The organism is Streptomyces davaonensis JCM 4913, assembly GCF_000349325.1.
Classification (GTDB): domain Bacteria; phylum Actinomycetota; class Actinomycetes; order Streptomycetales; family Streptomycetaceae; genus Streptomyces; species Streptomyces davaonensis.
Window position 1 is genome coordinate 9,094,468 of the sequence record NC_020504.1, and the last position, 23,005, is coordinate 9,117,472.

At 73.3% G+C, this 23,005-nt stretch carries 18 protein-coding genes; 8 read left to right on the forward strand and 10 right to left on the reverse strand.

Annotated elements, in window-relative coordinates; all coding sequences use genetic code 11:
* The 5 genes from BN159_RS40340 to BN159_RS40360 form a co-directional block, all read right to left on the reverse strand.
* Entirely contained in the window at positions 1-1,140 is a 1,140-nt protein-coding gene (locus tag BN159_RS40340) for a 4Fe-4S dicluster domain-containing protein (protein ID WP_015662845.1), read from the reverse strand.
* Positions 1,141-1,254: 114 nt separating this feature from the next.
* Positions 1,255-1,512, reverse strand: a complete 258-nt coding sequence (locus tag BN159_RS40345; RefSeq protein WP_015662846.1) for a HypC/HybG/HupF family hydrogenase formation chaperone — start codon at positions 1,510-1,512, stop codon at positions 1,255-1,257.
* Between the two features lie 6 nt (positions 1,513-1,518).
* On the reverse strand, positions 1,519-3,807 hold the full coding sequence (hypF, locus tag BN159_RS40350) for a carbamoyltransferase HypF (protein ID WP_015662847.1): 2,289 nt from the start codon (positions 3,805-3,807) through the stop codon (positions 1,519-1,521).
* Positions 3,804-4,280, reverse strand: coding sequence for a hydrogenase maturation protease (locus BN159_RS40355; protein WP_015662848.1), 477 nt, complete (start codon positions 4,278-4,280; stop codon positions 3,804-3,806). The genes hypF and BN159_RS40355 overlap by 4 nt, the downstream gene beginning before the upstream one ends.
* 74 nt (positions 4,281-4,354) lie before the next feature.
* The gene (locus tag BN159_RS40360; RefSeq protein WP_015662849.1) at positions 4,355-4,777 is read right to left on the reverse strand and encodes a universal stress protein; all 423 of its coding nucleotides are present in this window, start codon (positions 4,775-4,777) and stop codon (positions 4,355-4,357) included.
* Positions 4,778-4,956: 179 nt separating this feature from the next.
* Here BN159_RS40360 and BN159_RS40365 point away from each other — a divergent pair, with 179 nt between their 5' ends.
* The 6 genes from BN159_RS40365 (at position 4,957) to BN159_RS40390 (ending at position 13,388) form a co-directional block, all read left to right on the forward strand.
* A complete protein-coding gene (locus BN159_RS40365; protein ID WP_015662850.1) occupies positions 4,957-5,859 on the forward strand; it encodes a universal stress protein in 903 nt (300 codons plus the stop codon).
* 14 nt (positions 5,860-5,873) lie between these two features.
* On the forward strand, positions 5,874-8,576 hold the full coding sequence (gene ppdK, locus BN159_RS40370; protein ID WP_015662851.1) for a pyruvate, phosphate dikinase: 2,703 nt from the start codon (positions 5,874-5,876) through the stop codon (positions 8,574-8,576).
* Positions 8,573-8,947: a hypothetical protein gene (locus BN159_RS40375; protein ID WP_015662852.1), complete on the forward strand. Its 375-nt coding sequence runs from the start codon at positions 8,573-8,575 to the stop codon at positions 8,945-8,947. The genes ppdK and BN159_RS40375 overlap by 4 nt, the downstream gene beginning before the upstream one ends.
* 112 nt (positions 8,948-9,059) lie before the next feature.
* The gene (locus BN159_RS40380) at positions 9,060-10,238 is read left to right on the forward strand and encodes an acyl-CoA dehydrogenase family protein (protein WP_015662853.1); all 1,179 of its coding nucleotides are present in this window, start codon (positions 9,060-9,062) and stop codon (positions 10,236-10,238) included.
* Positions 10,239-10,247: 9 nt separating this feature from the next.
* Complete coding sequence (locus tag BN159_RS40385; RefSeq protein WP_015662854.1) at positions 10,248-11,090, forward strand: oxygenase MpaB family protein; 843 nt, start codon at positions 10,248-10,250, stop codon at positions 11,088-11,090.
* A gap of 60 nt (positions 11,091-11,150) precedes the next feature.
* Positions 11,151-13,388 carry a serine/threonine-protein kinase gene (locus BN159_RS40390; protein ID WP_015662855.1) on the forward strand — a complete coding sequence of 746 codons (2,238 nt, stop codon included), beginning with the start codon at positions 11,151-11,153 and terminating at the stop codon, positions 13,386-13,388.
* A gap of 36 nt (positions 13,389-13,424) precedes the next feature.
* Here the strand turns inward: BN159_RS40390 and BN159_RS40395 are convergent, their stop codons facing one another.
* From BN159_RS40395 to BN159_RS40405, 3 genes are read right to left on the reverse strand one after another with little or no spacing between them, the layout of a single operon-like run.
* A complete protein-coding gene (locus tag BN159_RS40395) occupies positions 13,425-13,985 on the reverse strand; it encodes a hypothetical protein (protein ID WP_015662856.1) in 561 nt (186 codons plus the stop codon).
* A gap of 40 nt (positions 13,986-14,025) precedes the next feature.
* Positions 14,026-17,343, reverse strand: coding sequence for a CHAT domain-containing protein (locus tag BN159_RS40400; RefSeq protein ID WP_015662857.1), 3,318 nt, complete (start codon positions 17,341-17,343; stop codon positions 14,026-14,028).
* Positions 17,340-18,458: a hypothetical protein gene (locus BN159_RS40405; RefSeq protein WP_015662858.1), complete on the reverse strand. Its 1,119-nt coding sequence runs from the start codon at positions 18,456-18,458 to the stop codon at positions 17,340-17,342. Before BN159_RS40405 ends, BN159_RS40400 begins: the two co-directional genes overlap by 4 nt.
* 187 nt (positions 18,459-18,645) lie before the next feature.
* Between BN159_RS40405 and BN159_RS40410 the strand changes: the two genes are divergently transcribed.
* Positions 18,646-20,223, forward strand: a complete 1,578-nt coding sequence (locus tag BN159_RS40410; RefSeq protein WP_015662859.1) for a phytoene desaturase family protein — start codon at positions 18,646-18,648, stop codon at positions 20,221-20,223.
* A gap of 4 nt (positions 20,224-20,227) precedes the next feature.
* On the opposite strand, the gene BN159_RS40415 is transcribed toward BN159_RS40410, so the two are convergent.
* Positions 20,228-21,043 (reverse strand): SDR family NAD(P)-dependent oxidoreductase, encoded by an 816-nt coding sequence (locus BN159_RS40415; RefSeq protein ID WP_015662860.1) that lies wholly within the window; start codon positions 21,041-21,043, stop codon positions 20,228-20,230.
* A gap of 54 nt (positions 21,044-21,097) precedes the next feature.
* On the opposite strand from BN159_RS40415, the gene BN159_RS40420 reads away from it, so the two are divergent.
* On the forward strand, positions 21,098-21,949 hold the full coding sequence (locus BN159_RS40420; protein WP_015662861.1) for a helix-turn-helix transcriptional regulator: 852 nt from the start codon (positions 21,098-21,100) through the stop codon (positions 21,947-21,949).
* Positions 21,950-21,976: 27 nt separating this feature from the next.
* Here BN159_RS40420 and BN159_RS40425 read toward each other — a convergent pair whose 3' ends face one another.
* Entirely contained in the window at positions 21,977-22,894 is a 918-nt protein-coding gene (locus tag BN159_RS40425) for a LysR family transcriptional regulator (RefSeq protein ID WP_015662862.1), read from the reverse strand.
* Positions 22,895-23,005: the final 111 nt, after the last annotated feature.

The window sequence follows — 23,005 nt, forward strand, 5'->3', positions numbered from 1 at the left end:
TCAGGTCTCCGTTCCAGGGTCGAGGGACGGGTCGGCTTCGGCCGCGAGCGCGGTGACTTCCTCCGTGATGTCGATGCCGGCCGGGCACCATGCGATGCAGCGCCCGCAGCCGACGCATCCGGAGGTGTCGAATTGGTCGTGCCAGGTGGAGAGTTTGTGGGTGAGCCACTGCCGGTAACGGCTGTGCCCCGAGGCGCGCACCGGGCCGCCGTGCAGATGGGAGAAGTCCAGGTCGAAGCAGGAGTCCCAGCGCTGCCATCGCTCGGTGTGGTCGCCGGTGAGGTCGGTGACCTCCTCCGTGGTGGTGCAGAAGCACGTCGGGCAGACCATCGTGCAGTTTCCGCAGGTCAGGCAGCGGGCGGCGACATCGTCCCAGCGGTCGGCGGCCAGGCTCGCGCCGAGCAGCGCCCGTACGTCGACCGGGGGCAGGGCGCGTCCCATCCGGTTGCGTGCCGCGTCCACGGCGGCACGTGCGGCGTCCTCGGTGTCCGGATCCGCGGCACCGTGGGGCACCTGCGCCAGGAGGGCGGCGCCCTCGTCGCTGCCGACGCGCACCAGGAACCGGCCGGCCACCTCGGTGAGCGCCAGGTCGTAACCGGGGTCCGCTGCCGGGCCGCCGCCCGTCGAGACACAGAAGCAGGTCGCGCCGGGCTCGGTGCACTCGGCGGCGATCAGGAAGGCCCCGCCCCGACGCCGCGTGTACCCGGTGTCCTCGTACCGCCCGCCGCTCAGCACCCGGTCCTGGATCGCGATGGCCCGCAGATCACAGGGCCGGACCCCGAGGAAGGCGTACGACGGGGTCCTGGGCTCCTCCGGGGTGAAGTCGATGCCGCCCGACGGCGTGCGGTCGGCGCTCCACAGCCGTTCCCGCGCGGGGTGCAGGAAGTTCTTCCAGGACTGCGGGCCTGCGCTGTGCGCGAAGGCGGCCCCGTCCTCGCGCCGGACCAGCCGATAGCGTCCGGCGTCCAGCTCGACGCCCCAGCCGAAGGGGAGTTCGTCCGCCGACGCCAGCTCGGCGAGCACGATCGCACCGTCCCGCACGGTCGGCCCGACGACGGTCCGCCCCTGCGCCACCAACGCCGTGACCAGGGCGTTCAGGCCATCGCGGTCGAGCACTGCCGAGCCTTGAGCGACGGTCATGACAGACCTCCTCGGGCGTGGGCGCCTCCACCCTCAGCTTCCGGCTCGGCGGCCCCAGGACGGCAGGGGCTGACCGGCCCTCTTGACGGGCCGACCGGGTCACCTCCCACAGGTCTAGGGCAGTGGTTCCCCCAGCTCGCCCTCGACCGCGTCGGCCATCGCCCGGAGCACCTCCAGCGTCCGGTGCGCCTCCACCTCGTCGACCTCGGTGATCGCGAACCCCACATGCACGATGACGTACGACCCGACCCCCGCGTCCGGCGTGCAGTCGAGGCACACCTCGCGCCGGATGCCGCCGAAATCGACCGTGGCCATCCGCAGGCCCGCGTCGTCGTGGACCTCCAGGACCCGCCCCGGGATACCCAGGCACATCCGCGCTCACCTCTCCCCGGCCAGCCGGGCCGCGGCGACCGCGGCCTGGCCGTAGCTGATACCGCCGTCCCCGACCGGGACCTGGCCGCCCACCAGCACCCGCAGGCCATGGGCGCGCAGCCGGCGCCGCACCTCGGTCAGCAGCCGCCGGTTGACGAAGCAGCCGCCGCCCAGGCACACCGTGCGCGGCGCGCCCTCGGCCACGGCCCGCGCGACCAGCTCCGCCGTGGCGATCGCCAGCGTCAGATGGAAGGCCGCGGCCAGCCGTCCCACCGGCTCCCCGGCCAGCCGTCGCGCCAGCAGATCGGCCAGCGTGGGCGCGGAGTCGTACACCCACAGCCCCCGAGTTCGCACGATGCGATGAGCCAGCGGTACGGCGTGCGTGTCGCCCGCCGCCGCCTCCACCCGGACGGCCGCCTCACCTTCGTAGCTCACCCGGTCGGCGAGGCCGAGCAGCGCGGCCACCGTGTCGAAGAGGCGTCCGGCGCTGGAGGCGCGCGGGCAGTTGACGTTGTGGGCGACCATGGCGCGCACGGCGTCGACCTCGCTGCGGTCGAGCCGGTCGACGAAGGGCTGGACGAGCCACGGGTAGGGGCGCGGGGAGCCCAGCGGCTCGCCGCCCAGCAGGTGGCCGAGGGCGGTGCGGGAGGGATGGCGTACCGCCGCGTCGCCGCCTGGCAGGGGCGCGGTCGCGAACCTGCCCACGCGGCGGTAGCCGGTCAGATCGGCGACGAGGATCTCGCCGCCCCACAGAGTGCCGTCGTCACCGAGCCCCAGACCGTCGTAGGCGACGCCCACGAACGCGCCCCGCACCCCGTGCTCGGCCGCGCAGGCGGCCACGTGCGCGTGGTGGTGCTGCACGGGCATCAGACGCACCGACTGCTCCTTCGCCCACTGTGTGGACAGATAGCCGGGATGCAGATCGTGGGCCAGGGCCACCGGTTCGATCCCGCTGAGCCGCTTCAGGTGCGCGTACGAGGTCAGGAACGCGTCGTGGGCCGACTGGTCGGACAGGTCACCGGTGTGCGGTCCGATCAGGGCCCGCCCGTGGGCGGCCAGCGTGAAGGTGTGCTTGAGCTGCGTCCCGGCCCCGGCGACCGGCTCATCGACGGCGAGCGGCAGCGGTGCCGGTGCCAGACCCCGGGCCCGGCGGACCGTGATCCGGGTGCGGCCGGCGAACTGCACCACGGAGTCGTCGTAGCGGTTGCGGATGGGCCGGTCGTGGGTCAGGAAGCCGTCCGCGATGCCGCCCAGCGAGCGCCGGGCCTCGGTGTCGTCGACGGCGATGGGCTCGTCGCTGAGGTTGCCGCTGGTCACCACGAGCGGCCGGGCCAAGCGGTCGAGGAGCAGCTGGTGCAGTCCCGTGGTGGGCAGGAAGAGGCCGACCCGGGACAGCCCCGGATGCACCTCGGGCGCGAGCGCGGACGTCGCGTGCCGACGGTGGCGGGTGAGCAGGACCACCGGACGCTCGGGGGCGAGCAGGGCCTGGCGCTCGGCGGTGCCGATGACGGCCAGCCGGGTGGCCGCCGCGAGGTCGGGCACCATCACGGCGAAGGGCTTCGCCGGGCGCCGCTTGCGGCGGCGCAGCTCCGCCACGGCCCGTGGATCACCCGCGTCGCACACCAACTGGTAGCCGCCCAGCCCTTTCAGCGCGACGATGCCGCCCTCGGCGACCGCCTGAACCGCCGCCCGCAGCGCCTCCTCGCCGCGCAGGTCCGCCCAGGCGAGCCGGGGCCCGCAGGTCGGGCAGGCGACGGGCTCGGCGTGGAAGCGGCGGTCGGCGGGGTCGGCGTACTCGGCCGCGCACCGCGGGCAGAGCGGGAAGCGGCGCATGGTGGTGCGGCCGCGGTCGTAGGGGAGGTCCTCGATGATCGTGGCGCGCGGTCCGCAGTCGGTGCAGTTGATGAACGGGTAGCGGTAGCGGCGGTCACGAGGGTCGCGCAGTTCGCGCAGACATGCCTCGCACAGGGCGGCGTCGGGCGGGATCTCGCGCGTGGCCCGGTCCGCGGCGCCGGGGGCGCTGGGGCGGACCTCGAAGCCGCTGTCGTACGCCGGATGCGCCGAACCCGCGGTGAGGTGGACGTCCCGCACCCGGGCCAGGGGCGGTGCGTCGGCACGCAGCCGGGCGGCGAACTCCTCGATCCTGGCGGGCGGTCCGGCGACCTCGCCCTCGACATGGCCGTTGACATTGGCCACCCAGCCGTCCAGGCCGAGCGCACGCGCGGTGCGGTGGACGAAGGGCCGGAAGCCGACGCCCTGCACGATGCCGTCGACCCGGAAGTAGCGCGTGCTCATGACCGCTCCCCGGTGGCGATCTCGTGCGCGACGGCCCCCACCAGCTCGGGCACGGCCGCGGCGACGGCGGGCGTCAGGCCGGTGCCGAACTCGCTGTCGGCGCCTTCTACGGCGTAGACGACCAGCCGTTCGGGCAGCAGGCCGAGGACCCGGGCGAGCTCGACCGCCTCGCCGAGTCCAAGACCGTGGGAACTGGTCGCCGAGGGCCGTGGCAGTTGTCCGGCGTCGAGGGCCAGGCGATGCACCCGGCCAGGCGTCCCGGGGTGCGCGTGGGCCGCGTCCACGACCACGGCCAGCCGGGCGCCCTCCCACAGGCCGATCAGCCGGCCGGGGTCGCCGTCGCAGGTGGCCAGTACGGTGTCCGGCGCGAGCGGCCGCTCCCGCAGCCGGGCGATCACCGCCCAGCCCACACCGTCGTCGCGCCGGTAGTCGTTCCCGACGCCGATCACGGCGATCCGCGCACCTCCGCTCATACCCTCCACCCTGACCCGGGGCCGCCCGGTCCCACAGGGCCGAACGGACCCGCTCCCAGGGCCGGTACGGCCCTTTACGACGGCACCACCACGACCGGGCAGTGCGCCTGCCGCACCAGCGCGAGCAGGGTGTCCTCGGAGCTCCGGCCGAGCACCACCAGTGCCGCGTGCGCGGACGCGTGGGCGAGTGCGTCGGCCGTGGGGAGCAGGACGACGTCCGCCAGCACCTCGACGCCGGGGTACTTCTCCCGCCAGGGCCGCAGCGCGTCCGACAGAAGCTGGACCTCGTGGTCCTCCCAGGTCGCGCGGGTCTCCTCCGGCACCGGCCAGGGCAGACAGCCGCTGCTCTCCGGAAGCCGCCAGGTGTGCACGGCGTGCAGGAGGGCGCCGTTCTGCCGGGCCGCGGAGAAGGCGAATTCGAGCGCCTCGCCCGCGGGATCGCGCGCGTCGACTCCGACGACGACCCGGTCGGCACCGGTGATGATCTCTCGCTCCATGGTCTGCCGCCTTCCGGCCGGGGAACCCGGGGGTTCCAGCACGCCAAGACTCGTCGCGCGGCCCGCCCCGGGGCAGGGGCCGAACGGTCCCGGGCCTGTGCCCTGCGGCCCATGCGGGGCGGCGAGGGCCGGGGCGAAGCTGGAGACGAGGAGCAGCCCGACCACAGGAGGTGCGTGCCATGCTGGTGCCCGTCGTCGCCGGAGTCGACGGTTCCGCCGAGAGTCTTTCCGCCGCCGAGTGGGCCGCCCGTGAGGCGGTACGCCGGGGGCGTCCCCTGCGTCTTGTGCACGCCCGGAGTTGGCATCCCGGCCAGGAGGACGGCCATCTGGCCACCGCCGCCCAGCGTCACCTCGCCCGGCGCACCCTGCGCCAGGCCGAGGAACGCATCAGCCGCACCACCCCCGCCGTCACCCTCCACGACGAACAGGTCGACGGCCCCGCGACCGCGGCCCTGCTGAGCGCCGCCAACCAGGCCGACCTGCTCGTCCTCGGCTCCCGGGGCCTGAGCGGCTTCACGGGTTTCCTGCTCGGCTCGGTGGCCCTCGGCGTGGTGGGCCGCGCCACCCGGCCCGTCGTCCTGGTCCGGGCGGGCGAGGAGCCCGCGGACGAGCACCTGCCGGCGCCGGACGGCAGCGGCTCCGTCCGCACCGGCTACCGCGACGTCGTCCTGGGACTCGACCTCGGCGACCCCTGCGACGACGTGCTCGCCTTCGGCTTCGAGGCGGCCCAACTGCGCGGCGCCCGCCTGCACGTCGTCCACGCCTGGCAGCCCGCCTCCCCGCTCGGCCTCGGCCCCGGCGAGATCGGCCTGGCCGAAGGTCCCGGGCAGGCCGAGGAGTGGCTGGGGTTCATGACGGCCGTGCTCCAGGTGTGGCGCGAGAAGTTCCCGGAGGTCGAGGTCGTCGAGACCGTCACCGCCGGGCGCGCACGGTCCGCGCTGGTGCGGGCCGCGTCCGGAGCGAGCCTGCTCGTCGTGGGCCGCCGCGTCACGGAACGCCCGGTGGGACCGCGCACGGGTCCCGTCACCCACGCCGCCATCCAACACGTCGGCTGCCCCGTGGCCGTCGTACCCCACCTCTGAAAGGCCGACCGACGATGACCGCGCCGATCAAGTTCGTGTACGAATTCGCCGAAGGCAGCCGGGACATGGCCGGTCTGCTCGGGGGCAAGGGAGCCGGTCTCGCCGAGATGACGAGGATCGGCCTGCCGGTCCCGCCCGGCTTCACGGTCACCACCGAGGCGTGCAAGGTCTATCTGGCCACCGGTGAGGAGCCCGCCGAACTCGGCGTCGAGGCCGCCCGCGCCCTGGCCGGCCTGGAACGCGCCATGGGCCGCGAACTCGGCGCCGTCGAGGACCCGTTGCTGGTCTCCGTGCGCTCCGGCGCCCGCTTCTCCATGCCCGGCATGATGGAGACCATCCTCGACATCGGCCTCAACGACCGGTCCGTCACCGGCCTCGCCAAGGCCTCCGGACAGGAGCGGTTCGCCTGGGACTCCTACCGCAGGCTCATCCAGATGTTCGGTCACACGGTGATGGGCGTGGACGGCGACCTGTTCGAGCACGCCATCGCCGAGCACAAGCGGCAGCGCGCGGTCGCCGCCGACCACGAGCTGGACACCGGTGAACTCATCAAGATCACCGACGAGTTCAAGGCCATCATCCGCAAGGAGACCGGCGAGGACTTCCCGCAGGACCCCGCCGACCAGCTCGCCCGCGCCATCCGCGCCGTCTTCGACTCCTGGAACGGCGAACGCGCCCGCGTCTACCGCCGCCGCGAACACATCCCCGAGGACCTCGGCACCGCCGTCAACGTCCAGGCCATGGTCTTCGGCAACCTCGGCCACGACTCCGGCACCGGAGTCGCCTTCACCCGCGACCCCGCCACCGGCGAACGCGGCGTCTACGGCGACTACCTGCCCGACGCCCAGGGCGAGGACGTCGTCTCCGGAGTCCGCGACGCGCTGCCGCTGACCGAGCTGAAGGCGATCGACCCGCGCGCGTACGTCCAACTCGGCGATCACCTGCGCACGTTGGAGAACCACTACCGCGACCTGTGCGACGTCGAGTTCACCGTGGAGCGCGGCCGGCTGTGGATCCTCCAGACCCGCGTCGGCAAGCGCACCGCCGAAGCCGCCTTTCGCATCGCCCACGATCTCGGCGAGGAAGGCACGATCAGCGCCGACGAGGCCCTGATCCGCGTCGACGGCGCCGAACTGACCCGGCTGATGTTCCCGCGCTTCGGCACCACCGACGACAACGTGCCGTTGGCCCACGGCGTGCCCGCCTCACCCGGCGCGGCCGTCGGCGTCGCGGTGTTCGACTCCGCGGAGGCGGTACGGCGGGCCGCCGCCGGTGAGCACACCGTCCTGGTCCGCCGCGAGACCACCCCCGACGACCTGCCCGGCATGATCGCCGCCGAGGCCGTGCTCACCAGCCGCGGTGGCAAGACCAGCCACGCCGCCGTGGTCGCCCGCGGCATGGGCAAGGTGTGCGTGTGCGGCGCCGAGGCGCTCGCCGTCGACCCGGCCGCCCGCCGCTTCACCACCCCGGACGGGACCGTCGTCAACGAGGGCGACACCGTCTCCGTCGACGGCACCGCGGGCACCGTCCACCTCGGTGAACTCCCGCTCACCGCCTCCGACGTGGGCCGCGCGCTCGAGTCGGGCACGTCCACCGGCCCGCTCACCGACGCGGTCCTCGGCGCCCTCACCCACGCCGACTCCGTACGCCGTCTTGAGGTGCGCGCCAACGCCGACACCCCCGAGGACGCCGCACGCGCGCGTGCGCTCGGCGCCCAGGGCATCGGCCTGTGCCGTACCGAGCACATGTTCCTCGGGGAGCGCCGGGCGCTGGTGGAGGCGATGATCCTGGCCCGCGACGACACCGCGCGCGAGGAGGCGCTGGCCGCGCTGCTGCCGCTCCAGCGGGCGGACTTCACCCGGATCCTGGCGGCGATGGACGGGCTACCGGTGACGATCCGGCTGCTCGACCCGCCCCTGCACGAGTTCCTGCCCGACCGCACCGACCTCGCCGTCCGCCTCGCCTCCACCGCCCACCCCGACCCGCACGACCGGGAACTGCTCGCGGCCGTCGAGCGGATGGACGAGCAGAACCCGATGCTCGGCCTGCGCGGCGTCCGTCTCGGCCTGGCCGTGCCCGGCCTGACCGCCATGCAGGTGCGGGCCGTCGCCGAAGCGGTGACCGAACGGCTGCGGGCCGGCGCAGATCCGCGCGCGGAGATCATGATCCCGCTCGTCGGCACGGTCGAGGAACTCCGCCTGGCTCGCGCCGAGGCGGAGGAGGTCCTCGCCCGGGTCGCCGCCGAGACAGGCACGAGCTTCGACTGCCCGATCGGCACGATGATCGAGCTGCCGCGCGCCGCGCTCACCGCCGGACGCATCGCCGAGGCCGCCGACTTCTTCTCCTTCGGCACCAACGACCTCACCCAGACCACGTGGGGCCTGTCCCGCGACGACGCCGAGGCATCGTTCTTCCCGCTCTACCTGGAGAAGGGAGTCTTCGGAGTGTCGCCGTTCGAGACGATCGACCAGGAGGGCGTGGGACGGCTGGTGGAGCTGGGTGTCGAGGCCGGACGTGCCGTCAACCCCCGTCTGGAGACCGGGGTCTGCGGCGAGCACGGCGGCGATCCGGAGTCGATCCACTTCTTCCACGGGGTCGGCCTTGACTACGTCTCCTGCTCCCCGTTCCGGATCCCGGCGGCCCGTCTGGAGGCGGGCCGGGCGGCGCTCACCGAACCGGGTTTGGCACCCGGAGCCGCGGCTACCCGCTCCCTGTGACCTCGACTACGACACAGCAACAGCTCTTCCAGTACCTGGAGGACCGCTTCTCGTGCGCGCAGGCGTGTACGGCATGTGCCCGCGCCTGCGCGCTGCGCGCGAGCCTGGCGGCGTCGGACGGGACGGCGGAGGAGGAACTCGTCCGGCGCAAGGGCATCCTGTGCGCGGAGGTGTGCGACGCCACCTGCCGGGTGCTGTCCGAGCAGGGGCCGGCCGACGAGGCCGGTGTCCGCGTCCGGTTGGAGTGGTGCCGCACGGTGTGCCTGGAGTGCGCCCACGCCTTCGACGGGCAGCCCGGCGCGGAGGACGGCGCGAAGGCCTGCCGCGAATGTGCGCAGTCCTGCACGGACTTGCTCGCGTCACTGGCGTGAGACCTGCTTCCCTCCGACGTGCGGCATCCGGCATCCCTGGGCATTCCCAATTTCTGGAACACGTTCTACGGTGTGCGCCGTCAGGACCGGCCGAGGGAGACCTGGAGGCGCCGTGCATCTGGACCACACGCCCGAACAGCAGCGGCTGCGCACCGAACTGCGCGCCTACTTCGCCGAGCTGGTGCCGGACGACGCCCACGCCCGCCACACCGAACCCGCCGCCCAGAAGCGCTTCTACCGCGAGACGATCCGGCGCCTCGGCGCGGACCGCTGGCTCGGCATGGGCTGGCCCAAGGAGTACGGCGGACGCGGCCTGACCGCGATGGAACAGTTCATCTTCTTCGACGAGGCCGCCCAGGCGGGCGTACCGCTGCCGCTGATGGCGCTGAACACCGTCGGCCCGACGATCATGCAGTTCGGCACCGACGAGCAGAAGGCGTTCTTCCTGCCGCGGATCCTCTCCGGCGAGATCGACTTCGCGATCGGCTACAGCGAGCCCGACGCGGGCACCGACCTCGCCTCCCTGCGCACCCGCGCGGTGCGCGACGGCGACGAGTACGTCGTGAACGGGCAGAAGATCTGGACCACCAACGGCGACACGGCCGACTGGGTCTGGCTCGCCGTGCGCACCGACCCGGCCGCCCCCGCCCACAAGGGCATCACCATGCTCCTCGTGCCGACCAGTGACCCCGGCTACTCCTGCACCCTGATCAACACCCTCGCCGGGCACGACACCACCGCCAGCTACTACGAGAACGTCCGCGTCCCCGTCTCGCGCCGCGTCGGCGCCGAGAACCAGGGCTGGCGGCTGATCACCAACCAGCTCAACCACGAGCGCGTCACCCTCGCCGCCCACGGCACCATGGCCATCCGCGCCCTGCACGACGTGCAACGCTGGGCGACCGGGACCAAGCTCGCCGACGGCCGCCGCGTCATCGACCTGCCCTGGGTCCGCCGCCTCCTCGCCCGCACCCACGTCCGCCTCGACGCCCTGAAACTCCTCAACTGGCAGATGGTGCAGGCCGTCCAGGACGGCACCCTCACCCCGCAGGACGCCTCGGCGGTGAAGGTCTACGGCTCCGAGGCCCGCCGTGACGCCTACGCCTGGCTCATGGAGATCGTGGCCGCGCCGGGTGCGCTGAAGGAGGGATCCGCGGGCGCGATCCTCCGGGGCGAGCTGGAACGCGGCTACCGCTCCGCCGTGATCTTCACCTTCGGCGGCGGCAACAACGAGATCCAGCGCGAGATCATCTCCTGGATCGGTCTGGGGATGCCGCGGGTCCGGCGTTAGCCTGCGGACATGGGCGATCCCGGGCTGTTCACACCGAACTCCGTCACCTGGCAGATGCACGGCGATCCCATGATGTGGATCGCCGGTGTCCGCGCACTGTACTTCCAGGCCCTGCACCCACGGGCGGTGCGCGGAGTGATCCAGAACTCCGACTTCCGGCACGACGCCTGGGGCCGCCTGCTGCGCACCGCCAACTTCGTCGGCACCATCACCTACGGCACCACCGAGTCCGCCGAGCGGGCCGGGGCCCGGGTCCGGAAGATCCACTCCAAGCTGACGGCCACCGATCCCGACACCGGCGAGGAGTACCCGGTCGACGAACCCGAACTGCTTCTGTGGGTCCACTGCGCGGAGATCGACTCCTATCTGAGCGTCATGCGCCGCTCGGGCTTCCGGCTCACCGACGCCGAGGCCGACCGGTACATCCGCGAACACCTCGTCAGCGCCCGCCTGGTGGGCCTCGACCCCGACGCCGTACCCGCCGACCGGGCCGAGCTGGCGGCGTACTTCGAGAAGGTGCGCCCCGAACTCGCCGCCGGAGCCGAGGCACGCGAGGTGGACGACTTCCTGCTCCGCCCGCCGACGCACCCGCTCCTGGTCCCTGCGCGTGACCTGGTATGGCGGCGCGTGGCGCACCTGGCGTACGCCGCGCTGCCCCCGTACGCCCATGAGCTGTACGGCAGGACAGCGCCCGAACCCGCCGTGGTGGACCGCCGGTTGCGTACCGCGGGGCATGTGCTGCGGGCCATTCCGGAACGGGTGCGCTGGCAACTGCCGCCCAAACACATCCTGCGCGCGATGGCGAGACTCGGCCCCGGCGCGCGCCCGGCACCGTACAAACTCGGACGATAGCTCGCCATACTGGACGAGCCAGGGGAGGGCGGGGCACCACAGCGACGGGGGCGAGCGCGGGTGGGGGAGAGCAGGCTGATCCAGGGCCGGTACCGGCTGCTGGACCTGATCGGGCGCGGCGGCATGGGCGAGGTGTGGCGGGCGCGCGACGAATCGCTCGGCCGGCAGGTCGCCGTGAAGTGCCTCAAGCCGCTCGGCCCGCATCACGACCAGTCCTTCACCCGGGTCCTCAGAGAGCGGTTCCGGCGCGAGGCCAGGGTCGCCGCCGCGCTCCAGCATCGCGGCGTCACGGTCGTCCATGACTTCGGCGAGTCGGACGGCGTCCTGTATCTCGTCATGGAGCTGCTGGAGGGCCGCAACCTCAGCCAGCTGCTGGAGGACAACAAGCACCATCCGCTGCCCGTGCCCGCCGTCGTCGAGATCGCCGACCAGGTCACCGCCGCCCTCGCCTACACCCACCAGCAGGGCATCGTGCACCGGGACCTGAAGCCCGCGAACATCGTGCGGCTGACCGACGGCACCGTGAAGATCTGCGACTTCGGCATCGCCCGCCTCGGCGCCGACATCGGCTTCACCTCCCGGCTGACGGGCACCGGCATCGCCATGGGCACCCCGCACTACATGTCCCCGGAACAGATCGGCGGATCCGAGGTCGACCAGCGCAGCGACCTGTACTCGCTGGGCTGTGTGCTCTACGAGATCGCCACCGGCGTACCGCCCTTCGACCTCGACGACGCCTGGGCCGTCCTCGTCGGACACCGGGACACCCCGCCGCGTCCGCCCCGCGAACACCGCACGGAACTCCCCGAGTTCCTGGAGAAGGTCATCCTGGACCTGCTCGCCAAGCGCCCCGAGGACCGGCCGCACGACGCCCGCGAGGTGGGCCGCCGGATCGGCCTCGGCCGCGGCACCCCGACCTATGTCCCGACCGTCCTCACCCCGCGCCCGGAACCACGCCCGCCCGAGCCGGCCGGCCGCGAGGCCCGGCTGCCGTCCTGGACCCAGGGCATGACCACCGGCCACAAGGCCACCGGCGCCGGGCTGCGCCCCACGCCCCCGGATGCCGGGGCCGCGCTCACCGGCGAATGGATTCCCCGCCCCGCCGCCGGCCGACCCGCGGAACCGGTGACCCAGGACCCGCCCGCCCCCGACCCGGCGGCGCTCACCGCGCTGGCCGGCCGGCACAACGCCGGACTCAGCCTCGGACGGCTCGGCCGCTGGGCGGAGGCCGGGGAGGTCCACCGCGCGGTCGCCGCCGAACGCGAGCATCTGCTCGGACCCGAGCACCCCGACACCCTCGCCAGCCGCTACGAGGTCGCCTTCACCCTCAGCCGCACCGGCCGCGCGGCCGATGCCCTGCGCGAGTACAAGCACGTCGCCCGCGCCAGAAGCCTCGCCCTCGGCCCCGACCACCCGGAAACCCTCGCCGCCCGCCAGGAAATGGCCTACGTGCTGGGCCAGTTGGGCCGCCACTTCGACGCCCACCAGGTGTACCTCTCGGTACTCGCGGCCCGCGAGCGGGCCATGGGCGCCGAGCACCCCGACACCCTGCGCTGCCGGCACAACCTGGCCTTCAACCTCAGCAGGCTCGGGCGCCTGGAGGACTCGTACCGCATGGCCTGCGAGGTCGCCGCCGCGCGCGCCCGGGTGCTCGGCCCCGACCACCCGGAAACCCTCGTCACCCGCTACGAAGTCGCCTACGCGCTCGGTCAGTTGGGCCGCTGGGCGGAGGCCCTGCACACCTACCACGAGGTCGCCGGGGCCCGCGCCCAGGCGCTCGGCCCCGACCACGCCGACACCCTCGCCGCCCGCTACGAGGTCGGCATCAGCCTGGGGCGCCTCGGTCGCAGCGCGGAGGCGCTCCAGCTGTACCGCGAGCTGATCGAGGACCGCACCCGGGTGCACGGCCCCACCCACCCCGAGACCCTGCGCGCCCGCCACGGCCTGGGCGTCAACCTGGGCCGCCTCGGCCGCTGGGAGGAGGCCCTCGCCGAGTCCCGCGACGTCTGCGCGATCCGTGAGCGGGTGCTCGGACCCGAGCATCCGGACACCCTCGTCAGCCGCCGCGAGGTCGCCGTCGGCCTGGGCTGGCTGGGCCGCTGGCCCGACGCGCTCGCCGAGTACCGCAGGGTGGCCGCCGCCCGCGAACGCGTCCTCGGCCCCGCCCACCCCGACACCCTGGCCAGCCGCAACGACGAGGCCCACTGCCTCGAACAACTCGGCCGCGCGGCAGAGGCGGTGGAGCTGTACCGGAGGGTTGCGGCGCTACGGCAGCAGGGGACGTCGGGCGGGCGGTGACGGGGGCGGCGGAGTCCGGCCCTCCCGGTCGCGCCCTCAGACGGTGCCCGGAGGGTCGGTCGGCCCCTGCCCCGGCCCGAGGGCGCCCGGGTCGGTGGGCGTCGTGCCGCCGCCCTGGCCGAGGATCCGCTGGTACAGGTCCGCGAGCTGCATCAGCGTCGACCCCTTCGTGGCCTCCTTGGTCAGCTCGAAACTGACCTTGCCCTTGGAGGTCTTGCGCTCCATCTTCACGCTGACCTTGGTCTGGAGGAAGGCGACCAGCGCGACCAGCACCACCACCCCGGCCGACACCTCGACGACGGCCAGCTGATCGTCCACGGGCGGCTCGGCCAGCAGCGGCTCCGCCAGCGAACGGGTCCCCGGGTCCTCGGCCAGCGCGTCCAGGAGCCGCCGACCGGTGTCGAGAGCCAGCCCCTCGTCGTCCAGCAGCCACGCCGCTGACCCCGGGGCGTCGGCGTGCGTGAGCAGCGCTTCGACGATCTGCAACGCCTCGTCGTCGTTCTCCGCCGCCAGACCGTGCTGGGCGGCGAGATCCTCGGTGATCTCCTGAAGCGCCAGCACCACGGAACGGCGGGCCATCGGCGGGGACATGGTCATACGGACTCCTTGTGACGTCGTACTGCGAGGCGGCCGGGGATCAGCGCCAGTCCCCGGTGAGGGTGAAGGCGCCCCAGTGGAAGACATGGCCGAGCCAGGGACGGTCCGGGTCCTGGGCGAGTTCGCGCTGCGCCTCCCACAGGGCCCGCCAGGCGGGTGTGCCGCGCCCCAGTCGCCGGTAGAAGGCGGCGAGCAGCTCGCGTGAACTCTCCTGGTTCACATCCCAGCGCGGGGCGATCACACTGCGGCTGCCCGAGCGCAGGAACGCCCAGGTCAGCCCGGTGAGATCGGCGCCCGGATGGTCGGCCTCGCCCCAGCCCGCCGAGCAGGCGCGCAGGACCAGCCGCCGCGGCGCGGCGTCCGCGGCCGTCACGTCCCGCACCCGCAGCAGATAGCGGGCCTGGGCGGGGACGTTGTGCGGCTCCCAGTTCCGGCTGGGGCGTGAGCGGCCGTCGGAGAACAGCAGCGCCGCCTCCAACGGGTCGTCGGTGTCGGTGAAGCCATGGCATGTCACATGGGCGAGATCGGCCTCGCCGAGGGCGGTGCGTACCGCGCCCGGGGTCGCGGCGAGCCCGGCCACCCGGGACACGGCACTCCAGGGACCCTCGCTCAGCAGCGCGTCGTCCTCCTCGAACAGCGCGGTGTCGTCCTCTCGGCCCGCGCAGCCCACGGCGACCGCTGTGCGGGGCGGGGCGGCGGGATGCGCCAGGAGATAGCGCAGACTGCTCACGCCGGGGACGCTGACCACGGCGTTCGACTCCCCGAGCCGACCGCCCGACGGGAGGGGGAGCGCGGCGAACGGCACCCCGGTCAGGGGCCCGTGCCCCGAGACGGCCACCAGGCGCCGCTCGGTGAGGAGATCGGCGAAGGGCTCCAGCAGGGGAGTCAGCTCGGCGAGGAACGAGGTGTCGCGCTTGTCGGGCCGCCGAGCGGGCAGCGGGCGGAGCAGGACACCGGAGTCCGGGTCCCGGCCGCCGTTGAAGACGGTGCGCAGCCGACGGACGAGGGCCTTGATCCGGTCCCGCCCGAGCGGGACGCGGCGCACACGCAGCGGCTCGCCGTCGGACGTCAGCACGAAGCAATAGGTGTGGCGGTTCCCGCAGAAGTAGGAGGCGAGGACCATGCCCTCGGGCGGGGCGTGCCGGGTGAGCAGGGCGCGGACCTCTTCCAGCCGCGCCGGGGCTCCCGCGCGCAGCCGCGCGTACTGCGGGGCGTGGTCGCCGATCGCGGTGTGCACCGCGGACAACTGGGACGTGAGCCGTTCGGCCTCGTCCTCGGACGCCGGGCCCAGCGAGCCAAGTGCCGACCGGGTCATCTCGTGCCGCAGCGCCGTCAGCAGCTGGCGCTCCGCGGAGACCAACTGCTCGGGCACCGCCGGGGGTTCGGGCAGCGGACCGAGAGCCAGGTCGGCCAGCAGATCCCGGGCCTTCACCTCCTCATGGAGGTCGAAGCACCGCTCCGCCACGGACCGCTCGTCGGGCGAGGGCAGTTCGTCGCCGTGGTCGTGCAGCAGGGTCAGCAACGGCTCGTACTCGTGCAGCGCCTGTCCACCGGCCTCGGCGCGCAGAACGGGCCACGGGGCCCGCTCGATCCGGCCCAGTGCCGCGTCCCGGCACCACTGGAGGAGCGTGAGGCATTCACCCCGCAGTTCGGGCCGCTCGCCCAGCTTGTCGACGAAGGCCATGCGCTCCTTGACGCTGTCGGCGTCCACGCCGTCGACACTGCCTTCGGCGAGCGTGGCGGCGCGCTCGTCGGCCTCGCCGATCAGCCGCCGGGACAGCTCCGCGGCCTCCGTCCAGCGGTCCAGCCGGACCAGGCAGGTCATCAGGGCCCGTCCGGTCACGAACTCGCCCACGGAGGTGCCCCGTTCGCGGGCCTCGGCGTGGAGTTCGGTGAGCCGGGGGAGCAGTTCCCGCGCCGTCGCGGGGCGCTCGTCGCGTTCGATGCGGCGATTGAGCGCGTTGGCCAGGATCACGGCGCCGTCGATCGTACGGCGGAACTCCAGGGACGTCCGATTGCTCTCCTCGTACCAGGCCAGGGCCCGGTCGTCGTCGCCGCGCTCCTCGGCGATCTCCCCGAGCCCGGCCAGACACGCGACCTCGTTCACACTCCGGGTGCTCGCGTCCTGACGCATCTCCGCCAGCGCCGCGCGGTACTCCTCCTCCGCCTCGTCCAGATACCCCATGCGGCACAGGTGCTGCGCCAGCGCGCCGCGGAACGTGTGGGACATCAGGATCCCGCCGCGCAGCGCCGTGGCCAGGTTCTCCTGGAAGACGCGCAGCGCCTCCCTGCTGCGGCCCCTGCTCTGGAGCGAGTTCGCCCACAGCGCCCGCGCCCGCAGCACCATCGGGATGTCGTGCACCGCCTCGGCGGTCTCGACGGCCTGCCGGAAGTCCGCCGACGCGGCTTCCAGGGTGCCGTGATGCAGATGGGTCTTCCCGCGTTCGACCAGCAGATCGAGGTACAGCGGATGGGGGCGGTCGAGAGCGAGGTCACCGGAGATGTCGCGGGCGCTCTCCAGGGCCCGGTCGAAGTGGTGCAGAGCGCCGCGGTGCAGGCCCTGCGCGGACATCTCGATCGCCACGATCCGGTCGAACTCCAGCCAGCGCTGCCGGTCGTCGTCCAGATGCCGCAACTCGCGCTGACAGTCCAGCAGGACCTTCAGACCCTGCCGGAGGTCGCCCAGACTGCGGTGTGCCTGCGCCAGCATCGAGTACGCCCAGTAGGTGACCTCCGGGTTCTCCGCGATACGTCCGCTGCCGTGCAGCGCGACGACGGCCCGGCCGGCGTGGAAGCGCGCGTGCCGCCGGTCACGCATCCGGTCCAGGTCGGCCATTCCGGCCCGCTCCGCACGGCGGGCGCGCTCCATCAGGCCGTACGCCCACCAGGTGCGGGCCCGCACCACGGCCAGCGGCGAGTCCGGGGCGGCCATGGCGACCGCCGCCAGCACGGCCGAGCGCTGGTAGTCGTGCAGGCCCTTGTAGTGGCCGAGGAGGTGCTGGGCGACCGGCACCGGATCGTCGGGCAGCGCGCCCGGCTGGGCACGGAAGACGAGGAAGGCCTCCATCAGGTTGAGCCGGGCCGCGCGGTCCAGCAGCGCCGCGAAATCGGGGTGGCCCCGGTCGTTCACCTTGAGCTGCCAGCGCTCGCGGGCCTGTCCGGCCAGGAACTCCAGCAGCTCGGCCTCGGCCGCCCGTCCCGCGCCGACCGCTGCGGCGGCCTGCGTCCGCAGCGAGGTCAGCACGAGCGGCCGTACGGACTCGGACAGCCGGTCCAGGTTGCCGACCATGGTGTCGTAGTCCGTCGAGCGGATCACGAGGAAGTCCACCAGCGACTCCCCGGCGCCGGGGCTGGTCATCCCGCCTCCTTGCGCGCGCGTGCGGAGGGGGCGACCGTCAGCCCCAGGGCGGCGAGTCCCGCGCAGTCGCGGTCGCCGAGCGGGCCGTCCGTGAAGTCCAGTGCCTGTTGGGCCTTTGTGTGCTCGCCCTTGCCCAGATGGATCAGGGCCGCGGCCACGGCGCAGTGCGGCTGATCGGGGTGGGCGCGCGCCATGAGGAACAGCCGGTCGAGGAAGGGCCGGGCCTGGTCCGGGTCCTTGGCCGCCTCGGCCAGGAACCCGAGGATGCCCGCGGTGTGCTGCGTTTCCAGATTGCGCAGCACTCGGCTGCCGTCGTCGGCGTCCGCGCCCTCGCGCAGCACCGCCGAGTGCGGGCGGACCCGGTGGAGTTTGCGGCGCGACCGCTCCCGCAGCTCCCGGTCGCGGGTACCCGCCCGCAGATGCATGCCGACCAGCAGCTCCAGAGCGACGTCGCCGACCTCCTCGTCCTCACCGAGAGGCACCAGCACGTCCTCTGCCGCGTCGAAGTCGGCGATCGAGTGGTCCAGGTCCCCGAGTGCGAGCAAGGACTTGGCGTGCTCCAGCCGGTGCAGGGAGCCCGCCTCGCCCCGCTCGGACAGTTCCGCGAAGTAGGCGGACCGTAATCGGTGCAGCGAGCGCTCCGGGTTCCGCTTGTTGAGGGCGGTGGTCAGCTCCTCGCCCCGCTGCATCAGCTCCACCCACTCCCCGTCCGGGCCCTGGAGGCACTTGGACGCCTCCAGAAGCTGGTTCACGGCGAGGTCCCCCAGGCCGCAGCGGGCGGAGGCGGTGGCGAGGTCGGCCCGCAGCGCGCGCACCGTCGGGTCGTCGTCGGCGCCCTCCGGCAACAGGCCCTGGCTCTTGCCGCCCGCCGCCTCGGACGCCGCGTACTCAGCCTCTCTGAGCTCCTTCCACGCCGCGAACGGCAACCCCGCGGCGAGCAGTGCCACGCCGTACAGATGCCGTTGCTCGGGTCCGGCCTCGGCCCGCCGCTCGGCCCCGCGCACCGCACGCCACGCCTCGTGCCGGTTCCGGGTGATCCACTGCGCCACGGCCGCGCTCTCCGGAAACGCCCGCGCGGAGAACGGCACACGCCACGCCGACGACGGATCCTGCATGCGCGCCCCCTTGCGCCCGGTGACCGAGTGGCCTCAGAAGCAAGAACGGCATCCGAAGGGCCGTCGGTTCCCGGTTCCGGCAGACGACTGGATCTGATCGACAGCAGTCGGACCTGATCAATTCGCAGCCGAACCTGATCGCTCCGCAGCCCTGGCCGACCTAGATCATCCCGTGTTACGAAGAACCATGCCTGCACACGAGGGACACCCGGGACATCGCGCCTACGACGCCGTCATCGTCGGCGGCGGCCACAACGGCCTGGTCGCCGCCGCCTATCTGGCCCGGGCCGGCCGCTCCGTACTGGTGCTGGAGCGCCTGGACCACACCGGCGGCGCCGCCGTCTCCACCCGCCCCTTCGCGGGCATCGACGCCCGGCTGTCCCGCTACTCCTACCTGGTCAGCCTGCTGCCCAAGAAGATCGTGCGGGACCTGGGCCTCACCTTCCGCGTCCGCGCCCGCACCGTCTCCTCGTACACCCCCGTGGAGCGGGCCGGACAGGCCACCGGACTGCTGGTGGGCGGCGGCGAGCGGCGCACCCGGGAGGCGTTCGCGAGACTCACCGGCGGCGAACGCGAGTACGCGGCCTGGCAGCGGTTCTACGGCCTGACCGGCGAGGTCGCGAAGCGGGTCTTCCCCACGCTCACCGAACCGCTGCCCAGCCGCGAGGAACTGCGCCGCCGTATCGACGACGAGGAGGCCTGGCGGCTGCTGTTCGAGGAGCCGATCGGCGTCGCCGTCGAGGACCGCTTCGCGGACGACCTGGTGCGCGGCGTCGTCCTCACCGACGCCCTCATCGGCACCTTCGCCGACGCCCACGACGCCTCCCTGAAGCAGAACCGCTGCTTCCTCTACCACGTCATCGGCGGCGGCACCGGAGACTGGGACGTGCCCGTCGGCGGCATGGGCGCCCTCACCGACGCCCTCGCGGCGGCGGCCCGCACGGCCGGGGCCGACATCGCCACCGGCCACGAGGCCGTACGCATCCAAACCGACGGCACGACCGCCGAGGTCACCTACCGCACCGCCGACGGCGAGGGCGTCGCCGCCGCCCGCCACGTCCTGGTCAACGCCTCCCCGCAGGAACTGGCCGCACTGACCGGCGGCACCGCGCCGGAGCCCGCCGAGGGCGCCCAGCTCAAGGTGAACATGCTGCTCAAGCGGCTGCCGAGGCTCAAGGACGCCTCGGTCGACCCCCGTGAGGCGTTCTCCGGGACCTTCCACATCGCCGAGGGCTACCAACAGCTCGCCACGGCCCACGCCCAGGCCGCCGCCGGTGAACTGCCTGCCGCCCCGCCCTCGGAGATCTACTGTCACTCCCTCACCGACCCGACGATCCTCGGCCCGGACCTCGTCGAGCGTGGCTACCAGACCCTCACCCTCTTCGGGCTGCACACCCCCGCCCGGCTCTTCGAACGGGACAACGACGCCGTACGCGAGGAACTCCTGAAGTCGACGCTCGCGCAGCTCGACGCCCACCTGGCCGAACCGCTCGCCGACGTTCTCGCGACCGACGCCGAGGGACGGCCCTGCATCGAGGCGAAGTCCCCACTGGACCTGGAGCGCGACCTGCGGCTGCCCGGCGGCAACATCTTCCACCGCGAGCTGTCCTGGCCCCATGCCCAGACCGGCACCGGCCGCTGGGGCGTGGAGACGGAACACCCGAACGTCCTGCTGTGCGGCGCGGGCGCGGTGCGCGGCGGGGGAGTGAGCGGCGTGCCCGGACACAACGCGGCGATGGCCGTGCTGGAACGGGGCGACAGCTGAGCGGTCAGGCCAGCATGCCGCCGTCGACCCGCAGAACCGTGCCGGTGACGTAGGAGGCGCGGTCGCTCAGCAGCCAGGCGGCCGCCTCGGCGACCTCCTCCGGGGCGGCGGCACGGCGGAGCGGCGTCCGGGCGTTGAACTGGTCGATGGTTCCGGGAGCCGTCTCGTCCCACTCGTACATCATCTCGGTGAGCGTGGTGCCCGGCGCGATGGCGTTGACCCGGATGCCCTCCGGGCCGTAGGTGGCGGCGGCGGACGCGGTGAGGCTGTCGACCGCCCGCTTCATGGCGCCGTACGCGGGCAGCCAGGGGTTGGCCATCAGGCTGCCGACGCTGGAGGTGTTCACGATCGCCCCCTGCCCCGCGGTGGCCCGGATGGCGGTGATCTCGGCCTTCATGGCGAGCCAGACGCCCTTGAGGTTGACGGTGTAGACGTGATCGAAGTCGGACTCGGGCAACTGGTCCATGGGGCCCGGCTGTTGGGCGGTCGCGGCGTTGTTGAAGGCGATGTCGAGCCGGCCGTACAGCTCCACGGCCCGGTCCACGGCGGCGCGGAGACTGTCCGGGTCCGCGAGGTCGCAGCGGATGTGGTCGGCCGTGCCCCCGGCGGCCCGGATCTCCTCGGTGACCGCCTTGAGCTGGTCCTCGGTGCGGGCGGCGAGCAGGACGCGGGCGCCCTCGCGGGCGAACAGCCGGGCGGCCGCGGCGCCGATGCCCCGTCCGGCACCGGTGACGAAGGCGACCTTGTCGGCGAGCAGGGATGTGCGGGCGGTGGTGGTGTCTGTCATGCCGTCGAGCCTGCGACCGGGCCCGCCGCGCATCCAGGCACCGCCAGTACCTGGCTGCCGTCACCCGCGCCCGCGCACACTGGGAGCGTGGACCGACGAGAACTGGCCGACTTCCTGCGCAGCCGGCGCGAGCGCATCACCCCCGCCGACGTGGGCCTGCCCGCCGGGCCGCGCCGCCGCACCCCGGGGCTCCGGCGCGAGGAGGTGGCCCAGCTGGCGTACATCTCCACCGAGTACTACACCCGTCTGGAACAGGCGCGCGGCCCGCACCCCTCCCGCGAGGTCCTCGGTCAGCTTGCCCGCGCGCTGCGCCTGTCCGACCCCGAGCGGGACCACCTCCACCACCTCGCCGGGACCCCGCCCGGCCCGCCGCCCGGACCCTCCCGGGAGGTACGGCAGAGCATCGTCGACCTGCTGGCCCGGCTGCCGCGGGCCGCGGCGATCGTGATCTCGGCGACGTACGAGGTCATCGCCTGGAACCAGTCGGCCGCCGCGCTCATGGAGGACTTCTCCGCGCTCTCCCGCCGCGACCGCAACCTGATTCGTCGCTGCTTCCTCGGCCCTTACCGCGAGGGACGACCCCTGTACGGCATCTCCGACGCGGGCGACTTCGCCGCCGCGGCCACCAACGACCTGCGCGCCGCGGCGGCCCGCTACCCGAACGACCCCGACGTGACCGCTCTGGTCGCCGAACTCGTCGCGGGCAGCGAGGAGTTCGCCCGTCTCTGGGACCAGCACTGCGTGATCCCCCGACCCACCCTGCGCAAGACCTTCGAGCACCCGCTGGTCGGAACGGTCGAGGTCAACTGCGATGTCCTGGACATCACCGACCGCGACCAGCGCGTCGTCATCTACACCGCCGACCCGGGTTCACGCTCCGAGGAGGCCCTGAGCCTGCTCTCGGTCATCGGCACCCAGCGCATGGACGTACCCGGCTGACCTTCCTGCCCTGACACCGCCGCGGCTTCACGCGGCGTGCAGCTGCCGATCGTGTCCGGTGACCGCGCGGACCTCGGCGATCAGGCGCGAGATCAGATGCTGCGGAGCGCGGTCGTGCCACACCACCGCGAGGTCGTGGGGCTCCGCGTCCGTGACCGGGATCCAGCGCACGTTGCCGGCGGGCAGCAGGGCGTGCAGCGGTTGCGGGGCGAACCAGACGCCGCGGCCGCGGCCGACTTCCAGCAGGCAGTCCTCCACACCGGGTACGAGCGGGCCGCGTGGTGCCGGCCGGCCGTCGGGCCGGGGGTCCGCGAGCCAGAACCGCTCGGCCACCGGCGAGGTGAGGACGTCGGGACGGATCACCGGATCGTCGGCGAGATCGGCGAGGGCCAGGGTGGGACGGTCGGCCAGGGGATGGCGGGTGGACAGCACCACGGCACGGGGATCGGCGCGGACGACCGCGGTGTGCAGCCCGACCTCGCCGACCGGCAGCCACATGAAGGCCGCGTCCGCGTGTCCCCCGTTGAGGAGTTCGAGCTCCTGCCTCGGGGTCTGGGCCCCCTTCAAGGACACCCGCAGACCGGGGACCGCCGCCTCCAGGGCGTCGGCCACATCGACGGCGAACACCGTGGTGGCGGCGGGGCAGCAGGCCAGCCGAAGGGTGCCTGTCCGGGCGTTCGCCACCGCGCGCACCCGTGCCGACAGTCGGGCGACATCGTCGACGACGGTCGCGCCCCCGGCGGCCAGCTCCTCTCCGGCGGCCGTGAGCAGCACTCCGCGTGAGGTGCGCACCAACAGGTCGACGCCCAGGGAGCGTTCCAGCTGCCGTACATGTGTCGACACCGCCTGCTGGGTCAGATGGAGCGTCGCCCCGGCGGCGGTGATGGACCGGTGACGGGCCACGACCAGAAACGAGCGCAGGTGCCGCAGGTCGATGTCACTCACGTCGAACACCCTAACCGCCACAGCGATTTGAGGTGCCTGGCACAAGATTTCACTGTTTCCTCCGACACCGCCGCCACCTCCAGAATCTTCCTGTCCCGAAAGCGGTCGACG